The sequence below is a fragment of the Actinospica durhamensis genome (assembly GCF_018139695.1).
Lineage (GTDB): Bacteria > Actinomycetota > Actinomycetes > Streptomycetales > Catenulisporaceae > Actinospica > Actinospica durhamensis.
Genome location: NZ_JAGSOG010000268.1, coordinates 1 through 11739, shown reverse-complemented (window position 1 = coordinate 11739; position 11739 = coordinate 1). Strand labels below are relative to the sequence as shown.

At 71.0% G+C, this 11739-nt stretch carries 10 protein-coding genes; 4 read left to right on the top strand and 6 right to left on the bottom strand.

Annotation, left to right across the window (positions count from 1 at the left end; translation table 11 throughout):
• Positions 1–1095 (bottom strand): sensor histidine kinase (locus tag KDL01_RS45600; protein WP_212532686.1); only part of this gene is annotated, 1095 nt, incomplete at its 3' end.
• 18 nt (positions 1096–1113) lie between these two features.
• Complete coding sequence (locus KDL01_RS33420; RefSeq protein WP_212532685.1) at positions 1114–1842, bottom strand: response regulator transcription factor; 729 nt, start codon at positions 1840–1842, stop codon at positions 1114–1116.
• A 217-nt stretch (positions 1843–2059) separates the two neighbouring features.
• Between KDL01_RS33420 and KDL01_RS33415 the strand changes: the two genes are divergently transcribed.
• The 3 genes from KDL01_RS33415 (at position 2060) to KDL01_RS33405 (ending at position 4446) form a co-directional block, all read left to right on the top strand.
• Positions 2060–2671, top strand: coding sequence for a biotin transporter BioY (locus tag KDL01_RS33415; RefSeq protein WP_212532684.1), 612 nt, complete (start codon positions 2060–2062; stop codon positions 2669–2671).
• 4 nt (positions 2672–2675) lie between these two features.
• Positions 2676–3143 (top strand): ribose-5-phosphate isomerase, encoded by a 468-nt coding sequence (locus tag KDL01_RS33410; protein WP_212532683.1) that lies wholly within the window; start codon positions 2676–2678, stop codon positions 3141–3143.
• 163 nt (positions 3144–3306) lie between these two features.
• The gene (locus tag KDL01_RS33405; protein ID WP_212532682.1) at positions 3307–4446 is read left to right on the top strand and encodes a PP2C family protein-serine/threonine phosphatase; all 1140 of its coding nucleotides are present in this window, start codon (positions 3307–3309) and stop codon (positions 4444–4446) included.
• 33 nt (positions 4447–4479) lie between these two features.
• Here KDL01_RS33405 and KDL01_RS33400 read toward each other — a convergent pair whose 3' ends face one another.
• The 3 genes from KDL01_RS33400 to KDL01_RS45595 all read right to left on the bottom strand — a co-directional run bounded on the left by KDL01_RS33400 (position 4480) and on the right by KDL01_RS45595 (position 9775).
• Positions 4480–5838 carry a hypothetical protein gene (locus tag KDL01_RS33400; RefSeq protein WP_212532681.1) on the bottom strand — a complete coding sequence of 453 codons (1359 nt, stop codon included), beginning with the start codon at positions 5836–5838 and terminating at the stop codon, positions 4480–4482.
• Positions 5839–5851: 13 nt separating this feature from the next.
• Positions 5852–6829, bottom strand: a complete 978-nt coding sequence (locus KDL01_RS33395; RefSeq protein ID WP_212532680.1) for a WXG100 family type VII secretion target — start codon at positions 6827–6829, stop codon at positions 5852–5854.
• Positions 6830–7003: 174 nt separating this feature from the next.
• Positions 7004–9775 carry a penicillin-binding transpeptidase domain-containing protein gene (locus KDL01_RS45595; protein WP_212532679.1) on the bottom strand — a complete coding sequence of 924 codons (2772 nt, stop codon included), beginning with the start codon at positions 9773–9775 and terminating at the stop codon, positions 7004–7006.
• A 510-nt stretch (positions 9776–10285) separates the two neighbouring features.
• Between KDL01_RS45595 and KDL01_RS33385 the strand changes: the two genes are divergently transcribed.
• The gene (locus tag KDL01_RS33385; protein WP_212532678.1) at positions 10286–10858 is read left to right on the top strand and encodes a dihydrofolate reductase family protein; all 573 of its coding nucleotides are present in this window, start codon (positions 10286–10288) and stop codon (positions 10856–10858) included.
• Between the two features lie 154 nt (positions 10859–11012).
• On the opposite strand, the gene KDL01_RS33380 is transcribed toward KDL01_RS33385, so the two are convergent.
• A complete protein-coding gene (locus tag KDL01_RS33380; protein ID WP_212532677.1) occupies positions 11013–11573 on the bottom strand; it encodes an RDD family protein in 561 nt (186 codons plus the stop codon).
• Between the last annotated feature and the right edge of the window lie 166 nt (positions 11574–11739).

Here is an 11739-nt window from a genome sequence, read left to right as displayed (position 1 = left end):
CTCCCCGCCCGCCGCCTCCACCGGCCACCTCGCGTCCGCCGCCATCGAGTCGCGCGCGGCGTCGGCGATCAGCGCGGTCAGGTCCAGCACGGTGCGCTCCAGCGGCCGGCCCGAGTCCAGCCGGGCCAACAGCAGCAGTTCGTCCACCAGCACGCCCATCCGTGTCGCCTCGGACTCGATCCGCCGCATCGCCAGCGCCAGATCCTCCGGGCGCGAGGCAGCGCCGCGCCGGAACAGCTCCGCGTAGCCCCGGATCGAGGCGAGCGGGGTACGCAGTTCGTGGGAGGCGTCCGCGATGAACCGCCGCAGCCGGTTCTCCGAGCCGCGCTGCTCCTTGAAGGCGTGTTCGAGCCGAGTGAGCATCAGATTCACCGAGTACCCGACCCGCCCGAGCTCGCTGCGCGGATCGGCCGGCGAGACGCGGGTGTCCAGGTCGCCGCTGCCGATCGCCACGATCGTGTCGCCCATCTGCTCGAACGGCCGCAGCTGACGGCGGATCCGGCGACTGGTCATCAGACCGACCGTGACCAGCGCGATGAGCCAGGTGACCACCTCGATCTCGCCGATGCGCGCCATCGTGTGCGACACCGCCTGCTCCGAGCTCGCCAGGACCAGGGTGCCCTCCTCGTCGGGCAGGTAGCTCACCCGGATCCGGAAGGTCAGCGTCGATCCGCCGCTGGGCATCGAGGCGGTGTAGAACCTCGCGCCGTCCGCGTCCGGCCCGTCTCCCCTGGTGCCCGGCACCATCGTCGGCGGGATGCTCGGCCCGGCCCCGATCGACTGCGTCGTGCCGTCGGAAAGCCGCATCAGCAGCAGTTCCGGCAGCAGCCCCTGGCCCGCGATCTTCGACCACTGGTCGCTGGTGGTCCCGCTCAACTGAGGGGCCTGATGCGCGGCGTGCTGCGCGATCACGTACTGGTCGGCCAGCACCGCCGTGGCCGAGAGCTGGTCGTCGAGGTCCCCGAGCAGCAGATTGTGCACGGCCCACGAGGTCGCCGCGTCGGCCATGGTCAACGCCAGGACCAGCCGCAGCAGCACCGTGCGCAGCAGCCGGGCGCGCAGCGAGACCGGGCGCGGCTTCAGTCGCCGGAACACTCGCGGACACCCCACCGCCTAACGGGCCGTCTGCTCGTCGCCGAGGCGCGGATCGCGCGGCAGCCGCAGCGAGTAGCCGACGCCGCGCACCGTGTGGATCAGCGGAACCCGGTCCCGGTCCACCTTCTTGCGCAGATACGAGATGTACGTCTCGACCACGTTGTCCCCGCCGCCGAAGTCGTACTGCCAGACGTGGTCGAGTATCTGCGCCTTCGACATCACCCGCCCGGCGTTCACGGTCAGGAAGCGCAGCAGCTTGAACTCGGTCGGGGTCAGGTCCATCGGCTCGCCGCCGCGCCGGGCCTCGTGCGCGTCCTCGTCGATGACCAGGTCCGCGAAGCCGAGTCGGGACTCCTGCGTGTCCGGCCGGGTACGCCGCAGCACCGCGCGGATCCGGGCGATCAGCTCGTCCAGCGAGAAGGGCTTGGTGACGTAGTCGTCCCCGCCCGCCGTCAGCCCCGTGATCTTGTCCTCGGTCGCGTCCCGCGCCGTGAGGAACACCACGGGCACCCGCAGGCCCTGGGCCCGCAGCCGCGCGCACACGTCGAGCCCGGTGCAGTCCGGCAGCATCACGTCGAGCACCAGCAGATCCGGCGCGAAGTCGGCCGCCGCGGCCAATGCCGCGCGCCCGGTCGCCGCGCTCGCCACTTCGAAGCCCTCGTACCGCAGCGCGAGACCGACCAGGTCGGTGATGGCCGCCTCGTCGTCCACGACCAGGATCCTGGCCTCGGCCCTCGCCTCGCTCATCCCGTCGACTCCCCTCGTGCCGCGACCCCGGCGCGCCCTGCGCCGTCAGCCTGCCCGCCCCCACTGTGCCGCAGTTGGGAGTTCGCTGGGAGTCCGCTGTGAGCCGGGACCGGCAAGGTCCGGCGCGAGTTTTTGTCACAACCCGGCACCTCGGGCGCCCGGGACCGCCCGATAGCGTCGAGGAGAACCACCTGCAGGAGAAATGAAGGAGTGCCCCATGGCGACCACGGCCGTCCTCCACCCGCGCGGCGAGAAGCTCGTGCTGTCCGACCTCATCCCGGTGCTGCGCGGCTCGCGCGCCCGCGAGGTCGCCCTCGTGCTCGGCGGCGCCGCGCTGACCGGCCTGTCCGCCCAGATCTCGATACCGGTGCACGGCTCGCCGGTCCCGGTCACCGGGCAGACCTTCGGCGTGCTGCTGGTCGGCGCGGCCCTCGGCGCCCGGCGCGCGGCCGCCTCGATGGCGCTGTACCTGCTGGCCGGCTTCGTCGGCGTGCCCTGGTTCGCCGGCGCGAGCACCGGCTCGATCCACCTGGCCACGCTCGGCTACCTGGCCGGGTTCGTCCTGGCCGGCGCGCTGGTAGGCCGACTGGCCGAACGCGGCGCGGACCGCTCGCCCTGGCGCACCGCGCTGACCATGGTGCTCGGCAACCTCGTCATCTACGCCTGCGGCGTGCCCTACCTGGCCCATGCCGCGCACCTGTCCGCCGCCGACGCGCTGCACTACGGCCTGACCGTGTTCCTGCTCGGCGACGCGCTGAAGATCCTGCTCGCCGCGGGCCTGCTGCCGGGTGCCTGGAAGCTGGCCGGGCGCCGTCCCGTGGGACACTAGCCGCATGCGTATCTACCTGGGCTCGGACCACGCCGGCTTCGAGCTGAAGAACCATCTGGTCGACCGGCTGAAGGCGCTGGGCCACGAGCCGGTGGACTGCGGGCCGCACGAGTACGTCGCCACCGACGACTACCCCCCGTTCGTCATGCTGGCCGCCAAGAGCGCCGCGGACGAGGAGGGCTCGCTCGGCATCGTGATCGGCGGCTCGGGCAACGGCGAGGTCATCGCCGCGAACAAGGTGCCGGGCGTGCGCGCGGCCCTGGTGTGGAGCGAGCAGACCGCGACGCTGGCGCGCGAGCACAACGACGCCAACGTGATCAGCGTCGGCGCCCGGATGCACAGCGTCGAGGAGGCCACCTCCTTCGTCGAGCTCTTCGTCGCCACCCCGTTCAGCCAGGACCCGCGGCACAAGCGCCGGATCGCCATGCTGACCGACTTCGAGGCCACCGGCGAGCTGCCCACGGCCGAGTAGGGCCCCGATCCGTCCGTTCCCCGGCGCCGCGGACCCCGTCATCCGGCGCCGGGGCGTTCCGGGCGTATTACTCACTCCTGCGGGTGACAGCTGTCCGGCCGACGGCCCGTTTCGTCCGACGGCGGATGACGGTGACCTGGCCAGGTCGGTAAGGTCACCGTCCATGATGGCGACCACCGCGGCGTTGGACCGGTGTGCGGCGGCCGCTCGTGACGCGGCCCGCCGCCGCAGCCGCCGTTGGGCCTCGACCACCCACTGGATCCGGCACCGGCTGCTGCCGGCCGAGGCCTTCGTACTGCCGGCGCTGCTCGCGCTCACCGCCCTGCTGGGCGTGCTCGCGCACCTGCACACCCCGTGGATCCAGACCTCGATGGTCACCCTGCCGCTGCTGCTCGGCGGTTTCACCCTGCGCTTCACCGCGCAACTCGTGCTGCTCTCGGCCGCCGCCGTGGTCGTGCTGGCCGACTCCGCCGCGATGCGCCCGCCCCGCCCCGACCCCGGCACCGTGCTGCTGGTCGGCACCACCGCGCTGGTGGTGCTGGTGATGTCGCGCGAACGTGTCCGGCTCGGCGTGCGCGGCACCCGCGGCGAATCCATGCTCTTCGATCTGCGCGAGCGGTTGCAGGCCCAGGGCCGGGTGCCGCTGATGCCGGACGGCTGGAACGTCGACCTCGCCCTGAAGTCCGCGGACGGCCAGTCCTTCGGCGGCGACTTCGTCATCGCGGCCCGCTCGGACCACGGCAGTGTGCTGCAACTCGGCCTGGTGGACGTCTCCGGCAAGGGCCTCGAGGCCGGCGCCCGGGCGTTGCTGCTGTCCGGGGCGTTCGGCGGCCTGCTCGGTTCCGTCCCGGCGGGGGAGTTCCTGGCCTCGGCCAACCGCTATCTGCTGCGCCAGGGCTGGGAGGAGGGCTTCGCCACCGCCGTGCACCTGGTGCTGGACCTGCGTTCCGGCGAGTTCGACTGCTACAGCGCGGGACACCCCCCGATCGCCCGGCTGAACGCGGGCGCGGGCGAGTGGGAGCTGTGCGAGACCCCGGGCCCGGTGCTCGGCGTGCTGCCCGAAGTGGTCTACCGCCCCACCCGCGGCCGCCTCGTCCCCGGCGACGCGCTGCTGCTGTTCACCGACGGCCTGGTCGAGCGTCCGGGCAAGGACCTCGCCGTCGGCCTCGACCGGCTGCTCGGCGCCGCCCAGGGCCTGCAGACCAGGGGATTCGCGGACGGTGCGGCCCGGATCATCGACACCGTGGCCCGGTCGGTCAACGACGACCGGGCCCTGGTGCTGCTGTGCCGCTCGGCGGCCTGAGCCGGCGGACGCAGCCTCCTGATCGAGCGTCGCTCAGGACACGCCGTTCTTCCGGTACGGCTCGTACGTCCCGCCCGGCGTCGAGCCGTTCTCCGAGTAGTACGGATACGGGATGACGTGCGCGACCGAACCCTGCGACCCGTTGTCCTCGAGCGCGTAGTACTGAGTGTGCTCCTTGTCGGCCCAGCCGCCGAAGAGCACCACGTGGTCCTGCGCGATCAGCGCGTCTCCCGGCTCGAGCTGGTCCTTGGTGATCGAGTGCGAGACCGAGGAGGACATCAGCCCCGAGCAGGTCTCGCCCGGCTTGCCCAGCCCCCAGGCCGCGGACACGCTGCCGGAGCAGTCGTCGCGGTACCCGTCGGTGTCGGCGGACTGGCTGTAGCCGACCTTGTGGTCGACCCGCGCCACCATGTTCTGCATGATCTGCCGGCGGTCCGTGGAGAGCTTGCCGTAGTCGGGCAGCTTGGTCTGCATGCCCTGCCCGGTACGCGGCCCGTCGTGGTCGCCCGAGCCGACCCACCCGTCCCAGTTCCCAGTGGTCTTCCAGTCGCCGCCGGTGGTGTTGGTGACGCCGCTGGTGGTGGTGCCGGTGCTGCCACTGCCGGTGGATCCGCTTGATCCGGTGCCGCCGCCGCTCGTGCCGGTGGACCCGCCGCCGCTACCCGACCCGGATCCGGATCCGCCGCCCGTGCCGGTGCCGCTGGTGACGGTGCTGCCGGAGCCCGATCCTGATCCCGACCCAGAGCCGGAACCCGAGCCGGACCCTGATCCCGATCCGCCGCTGCTACCCGTACCGCTGGTGCCCGTACTGCCGCTGCCACTGCTGCTTCCGCTACCCGGCTCGCTCACGGATCCGTCGGTCCCGCCACCGGTCCGCTGCACCGGCCCGCCGCCGCCCCCGGGCTGCATCGTGCCGCCGCCACTCCCGCTCGTGGCCCCGACCAAGCCCTGCGCCGCCTGCTCCGCGGTGCTCTGGTCGCTTCCGCTGAGCTGGTTCAGCAGGGCCCTGATCTGGGTGGACCCGGGCGCGTTGGAGCTGAGCGCGGACTGGATGTTGGTGATGTTGTTGGCCGCCGCGTCGTCCGCGATCTGGTACTCGATCGAGCAGCGGGTGAGCAGTTGTGAGTCCGCCTGCAACTGCTGCACCAGCTTGCCGAGTTCGCCCGAGGCCTTGTTCAGCGAATCGCGCAGGGCAAACCAGATCCCGGTCTGCACCACTTCGGCCACCGGGTTGAACAAATCCTGCAGGAACGAGTGCTCGAGCAGCGAACTCAGGTGCCCCTCGATGGTGGACAGCTGCCCCGGCAGCTTCTCCATCGCGTCGGTCTCGGTGGTCCAGTCCTTCGCCACCTGCTGGATCTGCTGCACGTCGACGTCGAAGGTGTCTGACATGTCCTCCCCCTGCTCAGATCATCATGGCCGCGAGATCCGCGGCGTGGTTGAGATCCGACGCGATCTGCGTGAACTGCGAGGACAGCTGCGCGGTGTGCGACCGGAACGCGTCCGCGGCCTCACCCTGCCAGGACGCCTGCTGCGCGTCCTGCTGCAGCTTCTGCCCGAGTTCGCCGACCTGCTTGGCCATCGCCCGCAGCTGCTGCGCGATCTGCTCCGGCTCCCCGATCGCCCCGAACAGGCTGCTGAACAGGCCGGACACGTCGGACCCGAGCCCGCTCAGGAAGCTGCCGACGTCCTTGAACGCCCCGACCGCCGCGTTCCCGATCGCGCTGAACCCCGATTCGGCGGCGTTGCCCAGCGCGCTCAGCCCCGACTCCGCAGCGTTGCCCAGTGTGCTGAGCCCCGACTCTGCCGCGTTGCCCAGCGCACTGAGGCCGGACTCCGCCGCGTTACCCAGTGTGCTGAGTCCCGATTCGGCCGCGTGCGCGACGTCCGTGAGTCCGGTGGCCGCGACGTTCCCGATCGCGTTGACGCCCTGCTCGACCGCGCCGAGTCCCGCCTTGGCCGCGTCGCCGACCTCCTTGATCCCGGATTCGGCGAAGTTGCCGACGTCCGTGAGTCCGGTGGCCGCGACGTTCCCGATGGTGTTGATGCCCTGGTCGATGGCGCCGAGCCCTGCCTTGGCCGCGTCGCCGACGTCCTTGATGCCCGACTCGGCGAAGTTGCCGACGTCCTTGAGCTGCGTGGCCGCGACGTCGCCGATGGTGTTGATACCGGATTCGACCGCCCCGAGCCCCGATTTCGCCGCGCTGTCGATGGTGTTGATCCCCGACTCGGCGACGTTCCCCACCGCGTTGATCCCCGACTCGGCCACGTTGCCGACGGCGCTCAGCCCGGATTCCGCGACATTCCCGACATCGGAGACCGTGTCCGTAGCCGCCTTGCCGAGGTCGTCGACCGCCCCTCCGAGGTCGTCCAGAACGTTCATGGCTGCGCCCCCTGTTCGCTTCGCCACCCACTGCACCCGATGGCCGCGATCCTAACGGACCGCGACCATCGATGACAGGGTTCTCATCGTCCTCACGGTATCCCCGGACGATGCGTCGGCCAAGCCCGCGGCGCTCCCGCAGCCGCTGCCGCTCCCGCCTTTACTGCAGCGCCTCTACTGCAGCGCCTCGAGCACGGAGGCGGTCTCCGGTCCGGCAAAGGAGGCACCGAATCCGGCGTTGAGCACGACGCAGGCGATCGCGATGTCCTTGGTCGGATCGAACACCACCATCCAGCTGTTCGGCTTCTGCGTGGTCGTCGCGTCCTGATCCGCGGTGCCGGTCTTGCCGTACACCTCGTCGTGCACCCCGGAGTAGACCCCGGCCGCCGTGCCGCCGGTCTGCGTGACCGCGTGCATCATCGTCCACAGGTTCTGCTTCACGCTGCTCGGCAGCGGCGTGGCGGTCAGCTGCGTCGCCCCCGGCACCACGACCGGCTGCTTGAACGTGCCGGTGTCCACGGTCGCGGCCACCGAAGCCATCGCCAGCGGCGCGGCCTCGAGCTGTCCCTGGCCGAACAGCTCCATCGCCAGTTCGCCGTTCGAGGTGCTGGCCGGGATGTCGTAGTACGGCCCGGCCGCGCCGAGCCCGATGTCCCACTGCTCGTTGAGCCCGTAGTACTTCTGCGCCGTCTGGGCCAGCGTGGTGGAGCCGATCGTGCTGTACCACGAGGCGAACGCGTTGTTGCAGGAGTCTGCGAAGTCCTCCAAGAACGGCGTCCCGGCCGGCAGGCTCTCACCCTGCGAGTTGCCGAAGTTCACGCCGTTGATCGTGAGGGTCTTCTTGCACTCCACCGGCTGCGAGGTCGAGGTGACCAGCCCCGAGGTCATCAGCGCGGTGGAGGTGATGATCTTGTTGGTCGAACCCGGCGCGATCCGCGCGGTGAGCGCGTAGTCGTTGCCCCCGTCGTTGTTCGCCACCGCCAGGATGTCCCCGGTGGAGGGCTGGAGCACGACCATGGAACTGTCCGAGTTCAGCGACACCGCCTGCATCGCGGCCTGCTCGACCTGCGAGTCGATCGTCGTCTTGAGCATGCTCGTGTTCACCGGCGAGCTGAGCTTGTCGGTCGAGCCCGCCACGACGGTGCCGTCGGCGTTCTGCAGCTCGATCTCTACGCCCGGCGTGCCCTGTCCCGAGGACGCGTTCTTCTTGAGCGCGGCCGCGATGTTGCGCAGACCCGGGTCCGCCGCGTCGGTCAGGCTGTTGCCGGAGGAGTCCGTCACGTCGTCCGCCTGCGCCGGAATCGCCACGCTGACGACCTTGGTGGTGGCCGTCAGGTTCGGCGCCACCAGGCCGGGCGCCCACTGGATCCACCAGCCGCCGTTGCTCTCGTACGCCGTCAGGTGCGAGGTGTAGGTCCAGCTCGCGGTCGTCGGGGCGGCCGTGGTGGCGCTCGTGCCGGTCGCGCCCGTCGTGCCGCCCGAAGCCGAATCGCTCGGGGACGCGGACGCCGAATCCGAGGCGGACGCCGACGCCGAGGCGCTCGCCCCGGTGGTCGCAGGCAGCCCCACCGTCGCCTCCACCGAGAACGCCACCGTCCCGGCCGGAGCCTGCGTCGCAGTGGCCTGAGCCGCCGTGGCACCCGAGGCCGGCGTTGCCGCCTGCGTCGCGAGATCCAAGGTCTCAGCCGTCGAACTCTGCGCCGCGAGCTGCAGCCCGGCGAGGTTCAAGTCCTTCTTGTAGGCGGTCAGCGCGGTGAGCGCCGACGCCGAATCGTCGGTCATCGCAGCAGCCTGCTGCAGGTTCCCGCTCTGCCAATCCGCCAGGAACGCCGCGGCGGTCTCCTTCGCCGCGTCCGCCGGAGCGGTGGCCGTCGGCTGGAAACCGCTCGGCTTCGCCGCCGAGGCACCGCCGCCGGAGCTCAGGTTGAACACCAGCAGCAGCACCAGGCCGAGCGCGACGATGCCGCCGATACTGCCCGCCGCGATGAGCTTCGTGTTCCCGCGCCGGCTCTGCGAGGTGTCGGCATGCCCGTGGCCGCCGATCGCAGGAGGCGGACTCACCCGCCGCCGCGCCGCGTCGTCCGCCGCGCTCTCGTCCTTGTCCTCGTCCCAGCCGTTCCACTTGTTCCCGCCAGCGGCCGCGTACGGAGTGGTCGGCTCGGCCGGAGGGGTCGCCGCGGCGGCGTATGCGGCTTGCTGCTGCGCCGCCGGGTGCGGCGGAAACGGCGTCCGCGGCTCGCGTGGCGCGCCCCACAGCTGAGCCGGGTCCGAAGGCTTCGGCCACGCCGCCTCGGCCTGCTGCGTCGGAATCGCGTCCGGCACGATCTGCGTCGGCAGGTCCGCACCCGCAGGCAGCGGCGGCACCGGCGCGTCCGACACCCGCTGGGTCGGCAGCGGATCCGGCTCCAGCCGCACCGGCCGCACCAGCGCAGTCTCCTGCTCCGCCAGCGGAACCGGCGGCGCGCTCCACACGGACGGCTCCGGCGGCTCCGTCTTGATCGGCGCGGCAGGCGTCGCCGCGGACACCCGCTGCGCCGCGTCCGCCTCAGCCCCGGTCGCATCGTCCCGGTCGGCATCGCCCTCGCCGACGTCGCCCCCGGCCGCGTCACTCCTGGCCGCAATCCGCGTGGTCGCATCCGACAGCGCCGCCAGCACCGACGCCACCATCACCGTCGCGTCGTTCTCCCCGTCCTGCCCGGCCTCGTCGCCACCCGCCGCGTCCGGCTCAGCCTCGGGCGCAGCCTCGGCCCGCCACGGCTCCGCCTCCGCCAGCTCACGCCGCGGCTCCGGCACCACCGAAGGGGCCGGTTCCGGCTCCTGCTCCGGCGCTGGTTCGGGCTTGGGCTTGGGCTCGGGCTCCGGCTTCATCACGGTCGTCGCCTCGAACGCGGCCCTCGGCTCCCACACCGACGCGCGTTCCGCACCCCCCACGGGCTGCTGCGTCACGGGCTCCGGCGTGGCTGGCTCCTGCGTTGCGGGCTCCTGCGTGACGGATTCCCGCGTCACGGGCACCTGCGCAACCGACTCCTGCGTGACGGACCCCTGTGTGGAAGTCGGCTCGGCCCCCGCATCCTCGTTCGGCTCGCCATCCTGTCCGAACCAGCTGCTCCAGCCGCTCTGCGAAGATTCGCCGCTCACCGCGTCCCCTCCTGAACTTGCCTGATCATCGAACTATAGGACGCGCACCTATGGCCGTCCGTTGCGGTCGGACTGCGGGATCCTACCGACGCGCTCCGCGACTCCCGGCGAACAACCCGTCACGCGATGACAACGATTTACGACCGATTTGCAACCTGCCCGCGAGTCCCCGCGCCGGTGAGCTCACCGGCGGGCCCGTATGGCGCCGACGAACCCGGCCGACGCGCCGACAACTCCACTCGTCTTGACAAAAATATTTGTCGGTCACATTCTGGAAGGGCACCGGCAGAGCCCACTCGAGGAAGTGACCCCCGTCTCATGCGCACTCTGATCAGCACCGCGTTCATCTCGCTCGACGGCGTCGTGGAGGCGCCCGGCGGCGAACCCGGCTATCGCAACTCCGGCTGGACCTTCAAGGAGGTCGAGTTCGTGCCCGAGGCATATGCCATCAAGGGACAGGAGCAGGAGGAGTCCACGGCGCTCATGATGGGCCGCGTCAGCTACGAGATCTTCAGTCCCGTGTGGCCCGGCATGCAGGAGTTCGCGCGGTACAAGACCCTGCCGAAGTACATCGTGTCCACCACCCTCCAGGACACCGACCTGGTCTCGGACTGGGGCGAGTCCACCATCCTGCGCTCACTCGACGACGTTGCCGCGCTCAAGCGGACCGAGGGCGGCCCGATCATCGTCCACGGCAGTGTCGAGCTCAACCACGCCCTGGCCGACGCCGGCCTGATCGACCGCTACCACCTGCTCGTCTTCCCGCTCCTGCTCGGCGCGGGCAAGCGCCTGTTCGCCCCCGCCGACAAGGACGCGCAGAAGCTGAAGCTGGTCGAGTACGAGGCCTACAGCAACGGCGTGCAGAAGCAGATCTTCGACGTCGTCCACTGACTCCGCCCGCCCCCGGCGACCACGCCGTCCGCAGCCGAGACAGCCCGGCCCGACCACGAAGACGAGACAAGCCGGGCACCGGGCTCGCGCCCGTGACCCGGCTTGATTTCACCGCGGGATCACAAGAATCCCGCGGCCCCGCCCCACTCGCCGACTAGCTCTGCCAGTTGTCGAGGATCTTGTTGGGGTCGTACAGCACGACGGTGCCGGCCACGAGGTCGGGCAGCGACTGGCGCTTCTTGGTGCCCAGGAACAGGCCGAACGAGATGATCCCCGTGATGACCGACAGGATGCCCTGGGCGATGTACCCGACGATGTCGCGCAGCGCCATCGTCCCCCAGCCGGCCACCCGCCCGGTCTCCACCTTCCAGCAGCGCATGCCGAGCACCTGCAGCGCCGGGCTACGCCCCTTGCTCCACGCGATCAGGCCCCAGATGACGAAGCCGATGCCAAGGGTCACGACACCGAGCACGGCCGAGAGGAAGTATGCGCCGATCCGTCGCCCGACGCTGGCGAGCTCCACGCCCTCCGGCAGCACCAGCCCCGACTTCTGGTCCACGTACATGCCCTGCGGCGCGTAGATCCCCTGCTGGGACCCGTAGCCGTAGCCTTCGGGAATGGGCGGCGCCTGCGGTATGCCCTGGTCGCCCGGCTGCGCGTCCTGCGGGCCCTGCCCCGGCGTGGACCACGGGTCCGAGTACGACGGCTGAGTCATCGATTCCTTACTTTCTACACAGGCCGCCGGAACCCCGCCCACTGCGCGGCCCCCGCGGTCCATCCGATTCCTGGTGTCCTGCGGACATCCCCGGTGCCGAGCGCCCGATCCGCCAGCGCATCCCCACTGATCAAAATCCTGCACTCCCGACCCCGGCGCCCCAGTG

Coding starts and splice junctions, on each gene's coding strand:
- KDL01_RS33420 (WP_212532685.1), bottom strand. CDS start 1,842: ATGAGCGAGGCGAGGGCCGAGGCCAGGATCCTGGTCGTGGACGACGAG.
- KDL01_RS33415 (WP_212532684.1), top strand. CDS start 2,060: ATGGCGACCACGGCCGTCCTCCACCCGCGCGGCGAGAAGCTCGTGCTG.
- KDL01_RS33410 (WP_212532683.1), top strand. CDS start 2,676: ATGCGTATCTACCTGGGCTCGGACCACGCCGGCTTCGAGCTGAAGAAC.
- KDL01_RS33405 (WP_212532682.1), top strand. CDS start 3,307: ATGATGGCGACCACCGCGGCGTTGGACCGGTGTGCGGCGGCCGCTCGT.
- KDL01_RS33400 (WP_212532681.1), bottom strand. CDS start 5,838: ATGTCAGACACCTTCGACGTCGACGTGCAGCAGATCCAGCAGGTGGCG.
- KDL01_RS33395 (WP_212532680.1), bottom strand. CDS start 6,829: ATGAACGTTCTGGACGACCTCGGAGGGGCGGTCGACGACCTCGGCAAG.
- KDL01_RS33385 (WP_212532678.1), top strand. CDS start 10,286: ATGCGCACTCTGATCAGCACCGCGTTCATCTCGCTCGACGGCGTCGTG.
- KDL01_RS33380 (WP_212532677.1), bottom strand. CDS start 11,573: ATGACTCAGCCGTCGTACTCGGACCCGTGGTCCACGCCGGGGCAGGGC.